The organism is Peribacillus sp. N1 (assembly GCF_054600815.1).
In genome coordinates this window covers 66,623-86,670 of sequence record NZ_BAAHZO010000002.1, presented here as the reverse complement: position 1 = coordinate 86,670, position 20,048 = coordinate 66,623, and the positions used below count along the sequence as shown (strand labels likewise).

General features: G+C 42.5%; 22 protein-coding genes. 17 read left to right on the top strand and 5 right to left on the bottom strand.

What is annotated here, in order from left to right; genetic code table 11:
• Window positions 1–76: 76 nt before the first annotated feature.
• Window positions 77–259, bottom strand: coding sequence for a hypothetical protein (locus tag ACYP5M_RS08905; RefSeq protein WP_459735141.1), 183 nt, complete (start codon window positions 257–259; stop codon window positions 77–79).
• Between the two features lie 458 nt (window positions 260–717).
• On the opposite strand from ACYP5M_RS08905, the gene mltG reads away from it, so the two are divergent.
• From mltG to ACYP5M_RS08865, 8 genes are all read left to right on the top strand, one after another.
• Window positions 718–1,854: an endolytic transglycosylase MltG gene (gene mltG / locus ACYP5M_RS08900; protein ID WP_434167431.1), complete on the top strand. Its 1,137-nt coding sequence runs from the start codon at window positions 718–720 to the stop codon at window positions 1,852–1,854.
• 260 nt (window positions 1,855–2,114) lie between these two features.
• Window positions 2,115–2,780: an O-methyltransferase gene (locus ACYP5M_RS08895; RefSeq protein ID WP_101222641.1), complete on the top strand. Its 666-nt coding sequence runs from the start codon at window positions 2,115–2,117 to the stop codon at window positions 2,778–2,780.
• Complete coding sequence (locus tag ACYP5M_RS08890; RefSeq protein ID WP_434167430.1) at window positions 2,767–3,696, top strand: peptidase U32 family protein; 930 nt, start codon at window positions 2,767–2,769, stop codon at window positions 3,694–3,696. The genes ACYP5M_RS08895 and ACYP5M_RS08890 overlap by 14 nt, the downstream gene beginning before the upstream one ends.
• Before the next feature lie 32 nt (window positions 3,697–3,728).
• A complete protein-coding gene (locus ACYP5M_RS08885) occupies window positions 3,729–5,000 on the top strand; it encodes a peptidase U32 family protein (protein WP_260358131.1) in 1,272 nt (423 codons plus the stop codon).
• Window position 5,001: 1 nt separating this feature from the next.
• Window positions 5,002–5,640 (top strand): uridine kinase, encoded by a 639-nt coding sequence (udk, locus tag ACYP5M_RS08880; RefSeq protein WP_034308619.1) that lies wholly within the window; start codon window positions 5,002–5,004, stop codon window positions 5,638–5,640.
• A 304-nt stretch (window positions 5,641–5,944) separates the two neighbouring features.
• Window positions 5,945–6,421: a transcription elongation factor GreA gene (greA, locus tag ACYP5M_RS08875; RefSeq protein WP_101222638.1), complete on the top strand. Its 477-nt coding sequence runs from the start codon at window positions 5,945–5,947 to the stop codon at window positions 6,419–6,421.
• 120 nt (window positions 6,422–6,541) lie between these two features.
• Window positions 6,542–8,293 (top strand): peptidoglycan D,D-transpeptidase FtsI family protein, encoded by a 1,752-nt coding sequence (locus ACYP5M_RS08870; protein WP_459734927.1) that lies wholly within the window; start codon window positions 6,542–6,544, stop codon window positions 8,291–8,293.
• Window positions 8,294–8,380: 87 nt separating this feature from the next.
• Window positions 8,381–9,088, top strand: a complete 708-nt coding sequence (locus ACYP5M_RS08865) for a YrrS family protein (RefSeq protein ID WP_459734926.1) — start codon at window positions 8,381–8,383, stop codon at window positions 9,086–9,088.
• 63 nt (window positions 9,089–9,151) lie between these two features.
• On the opposite strand, the gene ACYP5M_RS08860 is transcribed toward ACYP5M_RS08865, so the two are convergent.
• Window positions 9,152–9,364 carry a DUF2536 family protein gene (locus tag ACYP5M_RS08860; protein ID WP_076365145.1) on the bottom strand — a complete coding sequence of 71 codons (213 nt, stop codon included), beginning with the start codon at window positions 9,362–9,364 and terminating at the stop codon, window positions 9,152–9,154.
• A 159-nt stretch (window positions 9,365–9,523) separates the two neighbouring features.
• Between ACYP5M_RS08860 and ACYP5M_RS08855 the strand changes: the two genes are divergently transcribed.
• From ACYP5M_RS08855 to sigK, 7 genes are all read left to right on the top strand, one after another.
• The gene (locus tag ACYP5M_RS08855; protein WP_434167427.1) at window positions 9,524–10,162 is read left to right on the top strand and encodes a class I SAM-dependent methyltransferase; all 639 of its coding nucleotides are present in this window, start codon (window positions 9,524–9,526) and stop codon (window positions 10,160–10,162) included.
• Between the two features lie 16 nt (window positions 10,163–10,178).
• A complete protein-coding gene (gene mtnN, locus ACYP5M_RS08850; RefSeq protein ID WP_101222634.1) occupies window positions 10,179–10,874 on the top strand; it encodes a 5'-methylthioadenosine/S-adenosylhomocysteine nucleosidase in 696 nt (231 codons plus the stop codon).
• A 94-nt stretch (window positions 10,875–10,968) separates the two neighbouring features.
• Window positions 10,969–11,892 carry a PLP-dependent cysteine synthase family protein gene (locus ACYP5M_RS08845; protein WP_459734925.1) on the top strand — a complete coding sequence of 308 codons (924 nt, stop codon included), beginning with the start codon at window positions 10,969–10,971 and terminating at the stop codon, window positions 11,890–11,892.
• Window position 11,893: 1 nt separating this feature from the next.
• Window positions 11,894–13,030, top strand: coding sequence for a bifunctional cystathionine gamma-lyase/homocysteine desulfhydrase (locus ACYP5M_RS08840; RefSeq protein ID WP_459734924.1), 1,137 nt, complete (start codon window positions 11,894–11,896; stop codon window positions 13,028–13,030).
• Window positions 13,031–13,143: 113 nt separating this feature from the next.
• The gene (locus ACYP5M_RS08835) at window positions 13,144–13,410 is read left to right on the top strand and encodes a YrhC family protein (protein WP_230177044.1); all 267 of its coding nucleotides are present in this window, start codon (window positions 13,144–13,146) and stop codon (window positions 13,408–13,410) included.
• Window positions 13,411–14,035: 625 nt separating this feature from the next.
• A complete protein-coding gene (locus ACYP5M_RS08830; protein ID WP_072273247.1) occupies window positions 14,036–14,176 on the top strand; it encodes a YrzI family small protein in 141 nt (46 codons plus the stop codon).
• A 659-nt stretch (window positions 14,177–14,835) separates the two neighbouring features.
• A complete protein-coding gene (gene sigK / locus ACYP5M_RS08825) occupies window positions 14,836–15,558 on the top strand; it encodes an RNA polymerase sporulation sigma factor SigK (protein WP_034308596.1) in 723 nt (240 codons plus the stop codon).
• A 194-nt stretch (window positions 15,559–15,752) separates the two neighbouring features.
• On the opposite strand, the gene ACYP5M_RS08820 is transcribed toward sigK, so the two are convergent.
• Window positions 15,753–16,055, bottom strand: coding sequence for a hypothetical protein (locus ACYP5M_RS08820; protein WP_101222631.1), 303 nt, complete (start codon window positions 16,053–16,055; stop codon window positions 15,753–15,755).
• 162 nt (window positions 16,056–16,217) lie between these two features.
• On the opposite strand from ACYP5M_RS08820, the gene ACYP5M_RS08815 reads away from it, so the two are divergent.
• Window positions 16,218–18,008: a M3 family oligoendopeptidase gene (locus tag ACYP5M_RS08815; RefSeq protein ID WP_459734923.1), complete on the top strand. Its 1,791-nt coding sequence runs from the start codon at window positions 16,218–16,220 to the stop codon at window positions 18,006–18,008.
• Between the two features lie 67 nt (window positions 18,009–18,075).
• Here ACYP5M_RS08815 and pssA read toward each other — a convergent pair whose 3' ends face one another.
• A complete protein-coding gene (pssA, locus tag ACYP5M_RS08810) occupies window positions 18,076–18,615 on the bottom strand; it encodes a CDP-diacylglycerol--serine O-phosphatidyltransferase (protein WP_207437093.1) in 540 nt (179 codons plus the stop codon).
• A gap of 136 nt (window positions 18,616–18,751) precedes the next feature.
• On the opposite strand from pssA, the gene ACYP5M_RS08805 reads away from it, so the two are divergent.
• Window positions 18,752–19,537 (top strand): phosphatidylserine decarboxylase, encoded by a 786-nt coding sequence (locus ACYP5M_RS08805; RefSeq protein ID WP_459734922.1) that lies wholly within the window; start codon window positions 18,752–18,754, stop codon window positions 19,535–19,537.
• Window positions 19,538–19,589: 52 nt separating this feature from the next.
• Here the strand turns inward: ACYP5M_RS08805 and ACYP5M_RS08800 are convergent, their stop codons facing one another.
• Complete coding sequence (locus tag ACYP5M_RS08800; protein WP_034311351.1) at window positions 19,590–19,730, bottom strand: sporulation histidine kinase inhibitor Sda; 141 nt, start codon at window positions 19,728–19,730, stop codon at window positions 19,590–19,592.
• Between the last annotated feature and the right edge of the window lie 318 nt (window positions 19,731–20,048).

Below are 20,048 nucleotides of genomic sequence, written 5' to 3'. Positions count from 1 at the left end.
CAAATAAACGTTCAACAAACCTGTAATAAACTGTGGACATGAAGGTCGTTTTTTTCATTTATGTACCAGTAACACCTTATCTTTTCTCTGCGAATAAAAGCATAAAAGTAGCGAACGGACCTAAAAATAATGATAGCAAGAACCAATTCAATGCCGTTCTATTTTTACCTTGAGCAAGTCCGGCGTTTATGAGTGCCGATGTCCCCCAACCTACAAAATAAGAATTATCCAACTCCTTCACACCTTTCTTTTTCTTCAAATTTTTATGGCATTCCTATATGAATATTCCTGCCCTTGCCTGAAATGCCTGACACATGCAGGAAACAAATTTTTAAGCTGAGTAAATAATTAAAACAAAGTTGATTGGAGAGTAAGGTGCGAGACTCCTGCGGGAAAAGCGCGTCTAGGGGAGACCCCGCAGGTGTAAGCCGAGGAGGCTCCCGGACCGCCCGCGGAAAGCGAGTGCCTGGAGCGGAAATCAATATACCCTCAAAAACACTTTAGACAAAGATATCACTATTTTCCTATTAAATCACACCTGTATATTGACAAAACTAGTGCGTTTTTGCCATAAATAGAGTATTGATGAATGTAGTTTTGCAAAAAACATGTAATTATTTGTTGATTTTAGTATAATGTTCGAAGCAAAGATTAATTAGAGAAAGCATCATCTAGAAACCATTCTGTAGTTGGTGTGAGTTTGCAGGGGGAATGAACATGGATGAAAAAGATAAAAATTTATCTAAAAAGGAACATATCCGAATGAAATTGTTAGAACAGCAAGGAGAAGCCAAGCTGGTTCGTAAAATCATCATGATTACGATAGCTTCGCTTATTGTACTAATTGGGATAGTTGGTCTTGTGGGCTTTTTATATATCAACTCAGCCATGAAACCAGTCGATCCGGATGATGATACCATCAAAAAAGTGAAAATCCCAATCGGTTCTTCCGTTAACGGAATTTCAACGCTGCTTGAAGAGCAGGGGATAATCAAGGACGCACGCGTATTCAAATATTATATTAAATTCCGCAATGAATCCGGTTTTCAGGCAGGAGAGTATAAATTATCACCTTCCATGCCAATTGAAGATATCGTCACAAGCATCAAAACCGGAAAACTCATGAAGGAAGCTGCAATGAAGATAACGATTCCTGAAGGAAAGCAGCTTGTTCAAATTGCCGATATCATCGCAGTGAAGACGGGTGAAGATCCGAAAAAGGTCTTTAAGAAATTGAATGATAAGAAATTCGTTAATTCCATGCAAGAGAAATTTCCGCAGCTCTTGACCTCTGAAATTGAAAATGAAAAGGTTTTATATCCGCTTGAAGGATACCTTTTCCCAGCTACTTATGACTTTTATGAGGAAAAGCCGACACTGGAATCGATCGTCATCGAGATGCTGAAGAAAACCGAAGAGACATTGCAGGCATACGAGACCCAGATGGGCAAAAACGATTATTCCGTACATGAGATGCTGACCTTCGCTTCGCTTGTTGAAGAAGAGGCGACGGCACAGGTCGATCGCGGAAAAATAGCTTCCGTCTTTTACAATCGTATCGAGGAAGATATGCCGCTTCAAACGGATCCGACCGTTTTGTATGCAAAAGGTTCACATAAGAGCAGGGTGTATTATAAAGACCTTGAGGTGAAATCGCCTTATAATACGTATAAGAATAAGGGGCTGCCTCCAGGGCCGATTGCAAATGCCGGAACGACATCGATCGATGCGGTACTGAAGCCTGAGAAAACGGATTACCTATACTTTTTGGCAACACCTGAAGGGGAAGTCCTTTACTCGAAGACCTTGGATGACCACAATATCAAAAAGGCAGAGCATATTTCCAATAAATAAATAAAAAAATGCAATGAGACTGAGGGGGGAGAGATATTACTTTCCCCTTGTTTTTATGATAGAATAGTACAAGTGAATTTTAGATCCGATTCCTATCGGTGACGTAACTCGGCGAATGCCGGGTTTTATTTTGAAAGATAAGGAAATGTAGATCGTCAAGCATACTTGTTTCAGCTGCTCCTTGTGAGGAAATTGACCTATAAATTTCTTCATGTTACTGACCAAGCGCTTTTGTTTTCCTTATAATTGGAGGAAACGTTTTGAACGGAAAAATAGAACAATATCTTCATTCCTTAATTCCGGAGCGTACGGGTTTGCTTAAGGAGTTGGAAGATTTTGCGATGGAAAATAATGTGCCGATCATGGAGCCCGAAGGCATTGAGGTGCTGCTTCAGATTTTAAGGCTTCATCAGCCTAAGGCGATATTGGAGGTTGGTTCGGCGATTGGCTATTCGGCAATAAGGATGGCTGAGACCCTTCCGGAAGCTCGAATCGTCACACTTGAACGGAATGAAGCCCGTATTGAGCAGGCAAGAGCTAACTTCAAGAAGGCGGGACTGTCGGAAAGGATCACCCTCATTGAAGGGGATGCCCTTGAAGCTGGACCGAAAGTCATGGAACATGGTCCGTTTGATATCATCTTCGTTGATGCAGCTAAAGGGCAGTACAAGCGATTCTTTGAGCTGTTTGAACCATTCCTGGCTGGTGCTGGCATAATCATTACTGATAATGTTTTATTCAAAGGCCTGGTTGCCGAAAACATTGAAGAAATGGAAATGACGAGAAGAAAGCGTGCTCTCATTAAAAAAATCAGAGACTTTAACATCTGGTTACAAGACCATCCCAATTTCGATACCGTAATTTTGCCGATTGGTGATGGTGTGGCCATAAGTAAACATAGAGGTGACAAAAATGAAAAAGCCTGAATTACTCGTGACTCCGACAAGTGTCGATCATATAACAGAACTCATCGATGCAGGCGCTGACGCCTTCGTCATTGGCGAACAACGCTATGCACTAAGGCTGGCAGGAGAGTTCAAACGTGAAGATGTCGAGAAGGCGATTGAGCTTGCACATGCCGCGGGCAAGAAAGTGTATGTATCCATGAACGCCATATTTCATAATGAAAAAGTGGACGAGCTTGAAGGGTATGTCACTTTCCTTAAAGAAGCTGGTGCCGACCGGATCATATTCGGTGATCCCGCAGTCTTGATGGCTGTCCGTGCAGTGGCACCTGATATGCCCCTGCACTGGAATACAGAGATGACGGTAACGAACTGGTACACCTGTAATTACTGGGGGAAACGCGGTGCTGTCCGTGCAGTGGCTGCCCGTGAGATAAGTCTGGACGAGATAGTGGAAATGAAGGAAAATGCCGAAGTGGAGATTGAAGTGCAAGTGCACGGCATGACATGCATGTTCCAATCGAAGCGTACGCTTCTAGGTAATTACTTTGAATACCAAGGCAAGGCAATGGAAGTGGAAAATCGGAAGGAAAATAGAAGTATGTTCTTGCATGATAAGGAACGTGAAAATAAATATCCGATTTATGAAGATGAAAATGGCACACATATCATGAGTCCGAATGATATGTGCATGATTGATGAACTTCAGGAATTGGTTGAAGCGGAAATCGATTCATTGAAAATCGAAGGGGTATTGCAAACACCGGAGTATATCATTGAAATGACAAAGCTATATCGGGAAGCGATTGACGTATGTGCTGAAGACCCTGACCGCTATGATGATATGAAATCTGAGCTCTTTGAAAAGGTCAAAGCGGTTCAGCCGGATAACCGCGAGTTGGATACCGGGTTCTTCTTTAAAGAATCGGTTTATTAAAGAAAAGGGTAAGAGAAAGAGGAGGAATAGCCTTGAATGCTATTGCTGATAAAATTTCCAAGATCGTTGATGGAAAGAGAGTCATTGTAAAAAAACCTGAATTGCTGGCTCCGGCCGGCAACCTTGAAAAATTAAAAATTGCCGTCCATTACGGTGCGGATGCCGTGTTCATTGGCGGTCAGGAATATGGTCTTCGTTCCAATGCCGGCAACTTCACGTTTGAGGAAATGAAGGAAGGCGTCGAATTCGCTAAAAAGTATGGCGCTAAAGTATATGTAACGACAAATATCTTCGCCCATAATGAAAATATCGATGGCCTGGATGAATACCTGGAAGGACTTCAGGAGGCTGGGGTTCATGGTATCATCGTAGCCGATCCATTAATCATCGAAACCTGTAAACGGGTCGCTCCGAACGTCGAGATCCATTTAAGCACACAGCAATCGCTATCGAACTGGAAGGCTGTTCAGTATTGGAAAGAGGAAGGCTTGGAGCGGGTTGTTTTGGCACGTGAGACGAGTGCTGATGAAATCCGTGAAATGAAGGAGAAGGTCGATATCGAAATCGAGGCTTTCGTTCATGGAGCCATGTGCATTGCCTATTCTGGACGATGCACCCTTTCGAACCATATGACGGCGCGTGATTCGAACCGCGGCGGCTGCTGTCAGTCTTGCCGTTGGGATTATGATTTATATGAGTTGGATCAAGACGGGGAAAAGGCTTTATTCGATAAAGAAGATGCTCCATTCGCAATGAGTCCAAAAGACTTGAAGCTGATTGAATCACTGCCAGGCATGATTGAAATTGGCATAGACAGCTTAAAAGTCGAAGGAAGAATGAAGTCCATTCATTATATAGCAACAGTTGTCAGCGTCTATCGTAAAGTGATTGATGCGTATTGTGCCGATCCGGACAATTTCAAGATTGAACAAGAATGGCTGGAAGAGCTTGATAAGTGTGCGAATCGTGAGACGGCATCATCGTTCATGGAAGGTGAAATTCCTGGGTATAAACAGCAAATGTTCGGGAATCATACCGTAAAGACTCGCTTCGACTTCGCAGGGTTGGTGCTTGATTACGACGAGGAAACTAAAATCGTTACCATGCAGCAACGTAACTTCTTCAAGCCTGGAGATGAAGTGGAGTTTTTTGGACCGGAAATCGAAAACTTCACTCAAAAAATCGGTACGATCTGGGATGAGTCAGGTAAGGAGCTGGAGGCAGCCCGCCATCCGCTTCAAATTGTCCGCATTCAAGTAGATAATAGAGTTTATGTGAACAATATGATGCGGAAGGAGAATTGACATGACAAGAAAGAAACCAGTGGTCATCGGAGTTACCGGAGGGTCTGGATCAGGTAAAACAAGTGTTACCCGTTCCATTTTTGAATTCTTTCAAGGACATTCCATCCTGATGATCGAACAAGATTATTACTATAAAGATCAAAGTCATCTGCCTTTTGAAGAGCGCTTGAAAACGAACTATGATCATCCGCTTGCCTTTGATAATGATTTGCTAATCGATCACATTAACGCATTGCTGCGCTATGAAACGATAGAAAAACCGGTTTATGATTATTCGATCCATACGCGTTCGGAAGAAGTCATCACAGTTGAGCCCCAGGATGTCATCATCCTTGAAGGGATTCTTGTGCTGGAGGACGAGCGCCTCCGGGACCTGATGGATATGAAGCTATATGTTGATACGGATGCAGACTTGCGGATCCTTCGTCGGATGACCCGTGATATTAAAGAACGCGGCCGTTCCATAGATTCCGTCATCGAACAATACATCAGTGTCGTTCGGCCGATGCATAATCAATTCATAGAACCGACGAAGCGTTATGCCGACATCATCATTCCTGAAGGCGGTCAAAACCATGTGGCAATTGACCTCATGGTGACAAAAATTCAAACAATCCTTGAACAAAAGTCTTTTTTGTAATAACATAGCATAAATAATGATAGGTGCCATTTTCCTCCGTTTATTTAAATAATCCCAACTATTTATTGGGAAAGACTGGACAAATGTTGGAAAACGCAATACTCTATTCTTGATACTGAACGAACCGGCTGCACACCGCAGTCGGTTTATATACTAAGGAACGGATGTTTCTTAGTATCGAAGCGCGTACTTTTTAAGTCGCGCAATTATATATTCTGACTCGATTTCTGGGTTAAGCACTATATAGTACATAAACTTGTCACAGCGAATGCTTGCTGTAAAGAATTTGAAGGAGTGAAGGGTTTTGGCAATTGAAAAAGAATATCCAATGACTATTGAAGGTAAGTTAAAGCTTGAACAGGAACTTGAACAGTTAAAAACGGTTAAACGTAAAGAAGTGGTGGAAAGAATCAAAATCGCCCGCAGTTTTGGAGACCTTTCCGAGAACTCAGAGTACGATTCCGCAAAAGAAGAGCAGGCTTTCGTTGAAGGACGTATTACAACTATCGAAAACATGATCCGTAATGCAAAAATCATTGAAGGCAATGATTCGAATACAGATACAGTTTCACTTGGAAAGTCGGTAACGTTCGTTGAACTTCCAAATGGTGACGAAGAAACATATTCCATCGTAGGAAGCGTTGAAGCGGATCCATTCGAAGGGAAAATCTCCAATGATTCCCCGATCGCGAAAAGCCTGATAGGGAAAAGGGTCGGCGACAAGGTATCAATCATGACACCTGGCGGCGAAATGAGCGTCAAGATTGTTTCCATCGACTAATTAAATGCAAAAGGGATGTCCATTGGGCATCCTCTTTTTTATGGAAAAATGCCGCGTTAAATTTGTTCATAATTGTTTAAAAATTCGCACCTCGTCAACAATGGTTACGAGGTGTATTTTATGAAAAAGAAACGAATGAGGTTGCTGGCTCTTTTTTTGACCGCTTTCATGCTGATGCTCATGGGCAGGCTTGCCTACATCCAACTTGTATCGACTGAATCTTTTTCAAAGCATAATGTGAACCTGTTAGAGGCAAGCGTGAATCAGCGTTCACAGATATTAAAGATTGATGATGGACGCGGAAAGTTTTATGACAGAAATGGAGAACCGCTTGCACATGAAGAAATCCCGACGCTCGTCCTATTTCCATTTTTAAAAAAAATGACTTGGCCTATAGATGAAGTGGCCTCGATAATAGGCAAATCGGAAGCGGAGTTAAAACGTGCGATAGAACAAGCGGAAGAACCATTCGTATTTGGCGGGGATGAACCGATAGAGTTGTCATCCAGCCAATCGAAGGCAATCAATGAACTGAAGATTCCCGGGGTCTTTGCCGTGAACGAGAAATTATATCATGATCAAACTCCTGCAGCGCAATTGATCGGCACGACGAATATATCAGATGCGGAAAAGAAAAAACGTTATCCGGACATGAATTTATCTCCTGAAACGAAAATAGGCAATACGGGGCTGCAAAGGACCTTCGATGAGTTCTTGCTTTCCGCTGGGGAATCGAAGCTCGTTTTTCACGTGGACGCCAGCGGAGGACCAATGTTCGGTGTCGATGTTAAATATGTGGAACCTGCAAATCCGCTTTACCCGGTGAAGGTCGTGACGACGGTCGATAAAGAAATTCAGGAAAAAGCGGAGAAGCTCGTCGATGAACGCGGGATAAAAAAAGGCGGTCTTGTACTGATCGATATTGAAAAAAGTGAAATCGTCGCAATGGTATCACGTCCGGCGCTTAATATAAAAGATCCGAATGGCGAAGGAGCCGTCAATATGATGCTGACTCAAAAAACTCCGGGCTCCGTCTTTAAAACGGTCACGGCAGCAGCTGCCATCGATTATGAAGCCGCTAGTCACACCCGGACATTTAATTGTAATTTGACGATAGACGGGAAAACGGATAAACAGAGGGAACTGGGCATGCTTAATTTTGAAAATAGCTTTGCCCAAAGCTGCAACAGGACGTTTGCCGAATTGTCACAGGAAATAGCTGAGAAGGATCCGGACTTTTTGGATAAATATGCTAAAATGTTAGGGCTGGTTGGTGAAACGGGCTGGCAAGGGGACGTGTATCACACCGAAGTCACTCAGTTGCATCATGAACAAGCCGGTAAGGTCTGGCATGATGACGATTTAAAAAAAGATCCGAAAATGATTGCCAAAACGGCAATTGGCCAGCAGGATGTCCAAACGACACCGCTCGCTATAGCGAATATGATGGCTACGATTGCACGCGGCGGCAAGAAAGAACAGGTCAAAGCCGTTTCAAAGGTGGAATTTAACAACAGTACGACCGTAGTCGATTTTCCCAATCAAAGTATTGGCGGCGAGACACTGTCTCCATATACGGCGATGAAGATGCAGCATCTTCTTAGGAAGGTCGTGACGGAAGAGAAGGGGACGGGCGCTGCCCTGAGAGATTTGCCTGTTGAGGTCGCCGGCAAGTCCGGAACAGCTCAGACCAATATCGAAAAAGGGGAGCTCAATAAATGGTTTGCGGGCTACTTTCCATATAAAGATCCCAAATATGCTCTTGTTACCGTAAGTTTTGAAACAAAGGAAAACAGTTCCAGCATGACGCCTCTTTTTTCAGATATTGTAAAAGTCCTGTACTCCAAGGACCAGGACAATAGCGAGAATTGACGAAAAGTGTAGGAAACCCTTCCCTTCTATCTCTAGCTAAATCATGTTAAAATGAGGCAGTAAGAAAAGGTAAGGGAGGAATGGACCTTGGGCTCACGTTTTAATCAGAGAGATCAAAAAAGAAAAGTAAATAAAATATATAATATTGCTATCACCATCGTTTCCATTTTAATCGTCATTGTCGCAGTCACGATTTTCTTAAGTGACGATGGCACCGAAACAAAAAAAGCCACGACTGAACCAAAGCAAATCGCCGATACAGATTCAGGGAAGGTAGCGGACAAGCCTGCTGGCAAAAAGGAAGAAACGGATTCAGAGAAGGAAGACGCAGTAGGAGATAGTGAAGCAACAACAGAGGAAGATGCAGAAGAAGATAGTAAAGCAACAGAGGAAGATTCAGAAGAGAAGGCAGAAGATGGTGAAGATCCAGAAAAAGCAGGGGATGCCGACCTTGTGGAAGTGGAAGGCAGCGGTGATGGCAATGTTGCGGCCACCTATAAGAGCGAAGGCTGGAAACCAGTTGGAACTGAGCAATCCGGGGAGCACACTACAAGCTTCGATAAGGGCTCGGTCGATTGGAATGAAATGAGTAAAGCCATAGCAAGCGGAGCCGGAATCGATGAAGGCAGCATGAAGCTATGGTGGCTGCAAAACGGCGGTTCGTCAAACACCGCAATCGGAACCGTTTCTGAAGGAGATAATCCTAAAACCTTCCGAGTTTATATTGAATGGGTGGACGGATCAGGTTGGAAACCTGTAAAAGTCGAAGAACTGAAGACAAACGATAAAAGGTAATGTTCAAATCATAAACATAAAACCCCCGAAAGGAATTCCGCTTTCGGGGGTTTTTCATCGTGATCATTTTTTTGCTTTAAAGTGGACGACAGCACTATAAAAACGTCTGCCTTCCTCACTTACATACATTTGGTGTGATACTGATTCCACCTGAAGCATGATCGCTTTATTGATTTCAATTTGTGCTTGGATTTTTTCTTCAAGATTCTTGATGCTTTCTGCCTCGAAAAATTCTATTTTATCTTCAAATAAGTTTAAGTCAAGTTGAAAACTCATGACTGTTCCCCTCCAACATTTAGATACTGTTAGTTTAACACCATTTTCGCCGAATCTGAACCGAATGATGGATTTGCCTAAAAAACAAGAACTGTTTCTGTGTTTATTTCATATTATGCTTATAGGTTTTATTATCTTATCATAAAAAGGTGATTAAAAATGGGCAGAGAATTTATCGATTTATTTGAAGAATGGTCGAAATCGTATGATGATTCGGTTAGTGGACACGATATTGAGTATCAAGAGGTTTTTAAACATTATGATAGGATATTGGATAGCGTCACGGACCGGGCTCATGGTCATGTGCTGGAGTTCGGCGTAGGTACCGGGAATTTGACGGAAAGGCTTTTGAGGAAAGGCCTAAAGGTATCGGGAATTGAACCATCACCTGCGATGAGGGAAATAGCGGTAGGCAAGCTGCGTGGAAAAACAGAAATTGCAGATGGGGATTTTATCGATTTTCCGAAGCCGGAACAGGTCGATTCGATCGTGAGCACGTATGCGTTTCATCATTTAACCGATGAAGAAAAAGAAAAAGCGATAGCCAACTATGGAAAGTTACTGAATACTGGTGGTAAAATAGTGTTTGCGGATACGATGTATCAATCAAGGGAAGCTCATGAACGGGCGATTCAAGATGCAAGGCAGGCAGGCTTTCATAATTTGGCGAACGATTTGCAAACGGAATATTATACTACGATTCCTTTTTTGGAAAAAGCACTTGAAGCAAATGGTTACAAGGTGAACTTCGAGCGCTGCAATCAATTTGTCTGGATTATGGAGGCGGAAAAATTATAGGAAGAGGTTTTTACTAATGAAGGTAGCCATAATCGGAGCAATGGAAGAAGAAGTTACGATTTTACGTGATAAATTGGAAGGTTTGGAGCGGGTGACCATTGCCGGTTCCGAGTTCAATACAGGAACACTGAATGGTGTCGAGGTCATTTTGCTTAAATCGGGAATAGGTAAAGTGAATGCGGCAATGTCAACAACGATCCTGTTAGAAAAATTCAAACCGGATGCAGTCATCAATACTGGCTCTGCCGGCGGATATCATCCAGCACTTAATGTAGGGGATGTGGTCATATCCACGGAAGTTCGGCACCATGATGTCGATGTGACGATTTTTGGATATGAGTACGGTCAAGTCCCTCAGCTTCCGGCAGCTTTCATCCCGGATGAAAAGCTTCTCGCAATCGCAGAAGAAGCAGCAAAAGAAATCGAGGATATTCAAGTGGCGAAAGGGTTGATCGTTACGGGGGATTCTTTCATGAATGATCCTGTCAGGGTTGAATTCGTCAGAGGGAAATTCTCTGATTTATACGCGGTGGAAATGGAAGCGGCAGCCATTGCACAGGTAGCCTTCCAATTCAAAACACCGTTTGTCATCATTCGTTCCCTTTCGGATATCGCAGGTAAGGAGTCCAATATTTCCTTTGATAAATTCCTGGAAACTGCGGCTCTTCATTCAGCGGCACTGATTTTGAAAATGGTCGAAAAAATGAAATGAATGGTAAGTGATCAGCGGAAGCCTTTCCGCTGATCATTCTTTATTGCATAATCCTTATTAAATTGGTAGGATAACTATGAAAGGATGTCCGAATATGAAAGTCTTTAAAAACATTCATGAGCTGATAGGGGAAACACCGATGATGGAAATCACCCATTTCCCGCTTCCGGATGAAGTCCGTATCTTTGCCAAACTGGAATACTTTAATCCGGGAGGCAGTGTGAAGGATCGGCTTGGTCAGGAATTGTTAGCTCAAGCGTTACAGACAGGGAAGGTGAAAAAGGGCGGGACGATCATCGAACCGACTGCCGGAAATACTGGAATCGGATTGGCGTTGGCTGCGATAAACAGTGGCGTGGACGTGATTTTTTGCGTTCCGGAGAAATTCAGTGCAGAGAAACAGGAATTGATGCGTGCTCTTGGAGCGAATGTGATCCAGACCCCGACAGAGGAAGGAATGACAGGTGCGATTGCCAAGGCTAAATCGCTGCTGGCAGAAATTCCAGGATCTTATTGTCCTCAGCAGTTCGCCAACCCATCCAATCCTGATGCATATTATAAAACGCTGGGACCTGAAATATGGGAACAGATGGAAGGCGATGTAGATGTGTTTGTTGCCGGCGCCGGGACGGGCGGGACATTCATGGGAACATCGCGATATATAAAAGAAAAGAACACTGCTGTCAAAACGGTCATCGTCGAACCAGAAGGATCGATTTTAAACGGCGGCAAAGCAGGACCCCATAAAACAGAGGGCATCGGGATGGAATTTTTGCCAACCTATATGGATGAAACGTATTTTGACCAAATCCATACGATAAGCGATCATGACGCTTTCCATATGGTAAAGGAATTGGCGCTTAAAGAAGGCCTCCTTGTCGGCAGTTCTTCGGGCGCGGCATTTGCAGCGGCCATGAAAGAAGCAGCCAAGGCTCCACGTGGGTCAAATATCGTCGTCATATTTCCGGATTCCAGTGAACGATACTTAAGCAAAAAAATTTATCAGGGAGGTATGTAAAATGAGAAAAAAAACACAATTGATCCATGGCGGCATTGTTGGTGATGAAAAAACAGGAGCGGTTTCGGTGCCGATTTATCAAGTGAGCACCTATAAACAGGATGGACCGGGAAATCACCGGGGCTATGAATATTCCCGCACAGGAAACCCAACCCGACATGCCCTAGAAGAGTTGATCAAGGATCTCGAAGAAGGAAAAAGAGGCTTTGCCTTCGGATCAGGAATGGCAGCGATGACCGCGGTTATGATGCTGTTCAATCAAGGTGATCATGTATTGATGACCGATGACGTTTATGGAGGGTCTTTCCGGGTCATCACTAAAGTGCTTAACCGCTTCGGGGTGGAGGCTACGTTCATCAATACGAGTGACATACACTCGATCGAAAAAGAGATAAAGGACAATACGAAGGCGCTGTTCATTGAAACCCCGACGAATCCATTATTGAAAATCACCGATTTGGGGGAAGTATCAAAAATAGCTAAAGAAAACGGCATCCTGACCATTGTGGATAATACCTTCAGTACGCCGTACTGGCAAAATCCACTTGCACTTGGAGCCGATGTCGTGCTTCATAGCGCCACGAAGTACCTGGGGGGACACAGCGATGTTGTAGCGGGTCTTGTGGTGGTGAATGATGAAAAACTTGGCAATGACCTTCATTTCATCCAAAACTCTACAGGAGGCGTGCTAGGGCCCCAGGATTCATGGCTGCTGATGCGAGGCATTAAAACGCTGGGTATCCGGATGGAAGAGCATGAAAAAAACACATCCGAAATCGTCCGTTTCCTATCCGGGCATAAAGACGTTTCGAAAATCTATTACCCTGGTCTTGAAAGCCACCCGAATCATGATATTGCCAAAAAACAATCGCGTGGATTCGGCGGTATGGTTTCATTTGATGTCGGCAGTGCCGAAAAAGCCGCATCCGTTTTGAATAAAGTGAGATTCTTTACACTTGCGGAAAGTCTGGGAGCAGTGGAGAGCTTAATTTCCATTCCAGCCCTGATGACACATGCCTCCATTCCGGCTGAGCGCCGTGCTGAGCTTGGAATAACCGATGGGTTGATTCGCATTTCAGTTGGCCTGGAAGATGTTGAAGACCTGTTGGAAGACTTGGAACAGGCGCTACAAGGATAATCTGAGAGGGAACGCTTCCAAGCTTACTGCCATTATTTACACCCTGGAATTTGGAATAAATATGGTAGAATGAGATATCGATATCTTATTAGCTTGAAAGAAGGTGGAATGGCATGAGAAACCGCAAAATACAAACGGCGGCAATGCTGCGTTCGAAAATGGTCGATTTTAAACAATTTGCGATCACTTTGTTATGTGTGGGTTCGTTCTTCTATTTAGGAACCATCCTTCCCTCTGGCGACAAAGCGATCATTGACACATATGTCTATATGGGAGCGACAATAACGTTCCTGGGCATATCCATAGTATTTTTCTCATTATCCAAAAAATATAAAAAGATCTTGGCCGAAATGGATGACCAGGACTCTTTAAAACAATAAAAGCAAACCTTAGTTTAGACAAAAGGGTTTTATCTAAATTTCAAAACAAAGTTGATTGGAGCGGTTGTGCGAGACTCCTGCGGGAAAAGCGCTCCTAGGAGGCTCCCGGACCGCCCGCGGAAATCGACGTTACAAACCCTCATAAAAAAACCTGATCCTTTAAAAGGATCAGGTTTTTTTTCTAGTGTTGTTGCCAATAGGGCGGATTTATCATACTTCGTGCCATTTAGGTAATAATAGCCCTTGAAAATGGGTGAAAAGATCGAAATTTTCAAATAAATAGGCAAAAGCCGTTTACAAATATCGAATTTGTGGATATACTTACCAAGTAATAAAAAATATTCCAAAGGAGGTCGAAGAAAATGACATTGTATCTACATGGAGTCGTCGCAATTGCAATCAGCCGGTCCGTTTCAAATGACAATCAAATAACATTCGACCTGTGCCAAGCGGAATATTTCTAAAGCAATTTGGCTTTATTAATCATTCAGACATAGCGGCCGCAGGGAGAAGTGTTTTATCCTGCGGCCTTTTTATATTTTCAAAAAGAACCCGCAGGAGGACGTAACTTTCTGCGGCCTTTTTATGCCTTTTTGTAGGCCGCCCCTTTAAAGGAGGTGATATTATGACACTGAATATGCTTTTTTTCACAATCACGATTAAAATGAAAAAAATGACTGCCGAGGAATGTTTGCAGCAGGAGAGAATCCACAAGATTCGGGAAGAACATCTAGATAAAGCGATGAAGCATCGTCCTTTTTTCTAAAAAAAAATACGAGGTTGGTATTCCGTTCATAAAAAATTAAGAAAGGTGGAGGTTAATATGTTGAACTTGTTATACGTAAAAGGAGAGAAGCGTTGCTATTGGCAGGAGAAGGATACCGGCTAACGGATTTGCCGGTGCATCGCCATGGTTTATATATATGTACAGGGGAAGAGGCCAAGGGATAAAATTGAAGTTATGTTGTTATGACGCTACAAGCGTAGTGAAATGAATATGTAAAAGGGGAAACTCGGCACTCCGGCCGAGTTTTTTTCTTTGCCTGATCAGCAGCACTGACCTGATCCTCCATAACCAAATCCACATCCCGGCAACCACCAAAACCCGAAAATGAGCAATAAAATCAAGAGGACAATAAACAGGCCATAACCAAAGCCGTAACCGGACCCTGCATAGCAAGGCGCAGGAGCCGGATAACCATAGCTGCATCCGTATGGTCCATAGTTATATCCCATCGTAAAACCCCCTTTCCCTAAAAAATTCCCTATCATTATATGAACAATTGCCTTCGTTCGCTTGGGAATTCCTCCTGGCTGGTTTGAACATTTAACACTTTCCTTATTTCTTTTAGTGGGACAGACACGAACAAGCCCACTGCTGCATAGGTATGAATAGGGAAACCAAAGAAACGGGGGATGAAACCAATGCCCGGAATACTTACAGTTGTCGGTTATATTATCAAAGAATTTTACTTATTCGTTTCCTATGTGAAAAACAACGCTTTTCCCCAGCCTCTGTCATCTCAGGATGAAAAGAAATATCTGAAGCTTATGAGTGAGGGTGATGGTGATGCCCGTAACATCCTGATCGAGCATAATCTCAGGCTTGTTGCCCATATCGTCAAGAAATTCGAGAACACGGGCGAAGATACAGAGGATTTGATTTCGATTGGGACAATTGGTTTGATAAAGGCCATTGAGAGTTATTCGGATGGGAAGGGCACGAAGCTGGCCACATATGCGGCGCGATGCATTGAGAATGAAATCCTGATGCATTTACGAGCGACAAAGAAAACGAAGAAAGATATTTCCCTGCATGATCCGATCGGTCAGGATAAAGAAGGAAATGAAATCAGTTTAATCGATGTACTGAAATCGGAATCGGAAGATGTCATCGATACGATTCAGCTCAATATGGAAATTGAAAAAGTGAAAAAGTATATTGATATTTTGGATGAACGGGAAAAGGAAGTCATTGTAGGCAGGTTCGGACTGGATTTGAAAAAGGAAAAAACCCAGAGGGAAATCGCTAAGGAGCTTGGCATTTCCCGCAGTTATGTATCAAGGATCGAAAAACGTGCCTTGATGAAGATGTTCCACGAATTTTACAGAGCAGAAAAAGAGAAGGAAAAGAAAGCTAAAGGATAGGAATGATAAAGTCAAAGAGAGTGCGGGGAAAATTTCCCCGCACTCTTCTTTTTAATATTTATTTCGGATCAAATCCGTAAATGCATGATAAATCTCGATTCCCTGAAAAAGGAACAGACGTGAAGCGGTTAAAGAAAAGACCCCTATCATAATTAGTCGGAACCACATATGAATCACTCCTCCATTTTATTTTTTTATAAAATGTCAGAGCGTAGGGCTACGTAATTCGCCTGAAAAAAAACCGGGCTGAGATACCGCAGGCGTAAATTTGAGTGAAAATAAAGAAAACTCAAAATGGAAAATTCGAAAATTAGAACAATGATAAGTGACTGCCAGGAATTGAAGGAAGGCACGAAAGGCTGTTTCTTGTCGGCCTTATCCCAATGGTGAACATCGGTATGTTCTTCAATGGTCAGCTGCTGTGCATGATGATGGAACTGTATGGGCAGCGTCCAAAGGAGCAGGATGATGGCAGACATGTGAATAAAGAATTTCATATGAATCAACCACCCCTTTCCTAAGAATATATTCATCATAACATGCTTTTAATCTGGGATATAGAAAAATGTTCTGACAAATATCTGAAAATTCCTTTTAATTAGAAAAAATTTGAATTAACCCCTATAATGGGGTTAGTGATAAAAAGGGGGCAATGCAGGATGGGATATTCTTTGACGTGGGATTTGGATATTTTTTTTAAAGGAGGAAGCTCTTCTAAGGAGTTCCTGATTTTTTTAGATGAAATTAACGAAGAGGTAAAAGAATTAGACCGACTTGTAAGCAATATCAATCCAAAAGGCAATGATGAAATCAGTTTAATCGAGGCATTTGATCTTTATAAAAATACAAATATGAAATCCACGCAGGCCAGTGCCTTCATTGGATGCCTGGAAGCTCAAAATGCGCAGGATAAAAAGGCTGGTCAGCTGCGGATCAAACAAATGAAGATAGTCGCTTCACTAAAAATGGTGTTAAGCAGGCTGGATGAAAAGTTGATACAGCTTGATGATGCGGTTTTTAACAAAATCCTCGAAAAAGAACCATTGGATGAATTGAAATTCGTATTGAATGAACGCCGGGAAAAGGCCAAGGAAAAGCTTTCCGTAAAGGAAGAATCATTAATCACCCAATTGGCCATGGACGGTTTCGAAGGTTGGAGCCAAATGTATGATACGATCGTCGGTTCAATGACCGTCACATATAAGGGTGAAAAGCTTTCTGTAGGCCAAGCGGCGAATAAATTTTCTGATCCTGATGAAGGGGCCAGGAAAGAATTATTTACCGCGTGGGAACAGGCTTGGGAGGAAAAGAGTGACCTTTTTGCCCGGACGCTGAACCACTTGGCTGGATTCCGTCTCAGTGTGAATGAAAAAAGGGGCTGGGATGATATACTGAAAGAGCCTCTTGAAATAGGGAGGATGAAAAAAGAAACGCTCGAAAGCATGTGGAATGTCATTGCCGATCATAAGGAGCCGCTTGTGAGGTTTTTAAAAAGGAAAGCGGAGTTATTGGATCTGGATAAATTAAGTTGGGCGGATTTGGATGCACCGCTTGCTGTTACGGCACAGTCCAAAGTAATGGATTATCAAGAAGGTGCAGACTTCATCATACAGCAATTCTCGAAGTTCGGTTCTCAATTAGCAAGCTTCACCCAGAAAGCTTTTGAAGACAGCTGGATTGAAGCGGAGGACAGACCAGGTAAGAGACCAGGAGGTTTTTGCACCGGCTTTCCATTAAATAAGCAGTCAAGGATTTTCATGACGTATTCGGGCACCCCATCCAATGTATCGACATTGGCTCATGAATTGGGACATGCATTCCATTCTTATGCAATGAGGGATATCCATCCATTGAATCGGTCATATGCCATGAATGTGGCTGAAACCGCCTCTACCTTTGCTGAAATGGTCGTAGCGGATGCGGCTGTGAAGGAAGCGGCCAGTGAGGAAGAAAAGCTTGTGCTTTTAGAAGATAAAATTCAGCGTTCCGTGGCATTACTCATGAATATCCATGCCCGCTACTTATTCGAGACAAGGTTTTATGACGAGAGGAAACAAGGGTATGTCAGTGCCGAACGATTGAATGAACTGATGGTAGATGCACAAAAAGAAGCTTATGGCGATGCTTTAAGTGATTATAATCCAACGTTCTGGGCCTCGAAGCTCCATTTCTATATTACAGGTGTACCATTTTATAATTTTCCGTACACATTCGGTTACTTATTCTCATTAGGCATATACGCGAATGCCCTGAAAGAACCTGCAGGATTCGAAGAAAAATATATCGCTCTATTAAAGGATACAGGTTCCATGAAGGTCGAGGATCTGGCGGAGAAACATTTAGGCGTCGATTTGGAGACCCGGGATTTTTGGGAAGAAGCGGTCAATGCCTGTATGGAGGATGTTGAAGAATTCATGCGTTTGACCGACCCATTAGTCCGAAAAGCATAAGGTGGGTTTTAGGCTGAATATGAACGAAAAAAGGCGGATGTCCGGTTTAGGACATCCGCTTTCTTATTTAAACTTTCTTCAGTTTAAATGGACTGACCATAAGTAATGATAATATAATCATGAGGGATAAGAAAAAGACCGGATGGAAATACGGGATGGCGAGATAACTTAAAGTGGCGATGCAGCCCGCAACCGTAATTGGCACTCCTGTAAAATATCCATTGCTTTCACTTATATTGAAGCGGGCGAGACGAAATGCGCCACAGCCAATATAGAAAACGGTGAAGAGTGTGCCGGGTGCTCCGAATTCTATCAATATTCCTTGGTATAATAATAGAGCTGGTGCGACGCCAAAAGATATGATGTCACACATGGAATCAAGCTGCTTACCCAATTCCGATTCAATGTTGAACTTCCGTGCAACCATACCGTCAAAGCGATCTGCAAGGGCAGCCAGGAAGATTAAAAGCAGGCTTAAATTCAATTGGCCGTGCATCACGGCAATTATTGCAAATCCACCAAGGGATAAATTCATTAAAGTAAGTATATTTGCTGTTTGTGCTTTCACTTTTTTAATGGTTTGATCGAGGGCGTGTAATAAAAACATCTTTTCACTCCTTTCAAATGAAACAAATTAAAACAAAATATAGTAAACATAAGTATTTATTATATAATAATATTTTACTTAACACAATTTATGCAAGGGAATTTTAGAATAATTTTACAATTTGGAGTGGTTTTATTTGTTTCAGTCTTTATATCGCATTCTTATTGAACTGACGAATGGTCAGTATTCATCAGGATTATTAAAGCATTTTAGCCAATCTCGTTGGAGCAGGCCCTTAATATTACTTTATGTAAAAACATTTAACCTTAATCAACAAGAATTTGGTAAGGAGTTAAAAGCTTATACCAATCTGCACGAACTATTTACAAGGCAGTTAAAGGCGGACTCCAGGCCAATTACGGCAGTTCCTTCCGCGGTGGCTTGTCCTGTTGACGGTGTTCTTGAGGATTCAGGGGAGATACGGGCTGATAAAAAGATCGTCGTTAAGGGAAAGATATATTCAATGGAGGAAATGCTCGGGGATGAACTTCGGTTGGAAAAGTACTTAGGCGGCAAATATCTCGTGTTATACTTAAGCCCGAGTCATTACCATAGGATCCATTCGCCAATCAAGGGTTCTGTAGTCAAACGCTGGACCCTTGGAAGGAAATCGTACCCCGTTAATAAATGGGGGATGAAATATGGAAAAGAGCCTTTATCAAAAAATTATCGGACAGTAACTGAATTGCAAAATGAAGCGGGAAGTTTGGCGATGGTGAAAGTCGGTGCCATGTTCATAAATTCGATCGTCATTACTGATGAATCTCAGGAATTGGAAAAAGGGCAGGAATTTTCTTATTTCAGCTTTGGTTCAACAGTGGTGCTTCTTTTTGAAAAAGGAAATTTTGAACTTGAAGGAAACATATCCATTCCAGCAGATGTCCGTGTAGGTGAAACGATCGGTTTCATGAGGGCCGTCTAACTTCATTTGAAAATAAGAGGCTGACAATTGATGTCAGCCTATGTATTCCATATTAAAATATTGATCGGATTTTATGCGTTAGGGATCTTCGATGAATTTCCGTTTCTATGAGGCGGATGAAATCGGTACTCAACTTTAAATTCTGTGCTTTAAAATAGGATTCAAGCAACAGGTCATCAGATAGTTTTTGCATCAGAACGCCATATACGGCTGCTCACCTCCAGTTGGGATTGCGAGGAATAATTTGGTATTTACTTGCATATATTGATAAGTCTTCCTTGATGTACCCCTACTGTATCAGAAATAAACGTGGAGAACAATCGTTCTGTTATCCACAGTTGAAAGTGGATAACCTGTGGTTAAGTTGTTTACAAGGTGAACGAAATGGTGCACATCAGTATGGAAAATGTTAGTAAAGTTATCCACAGGTTGAACAAATGAAATTTTTGTCGAAATCTTTTATGAATAATTAGTTCTTTGGTTATGGTCTGCCAGCAAATTTCCCATTATT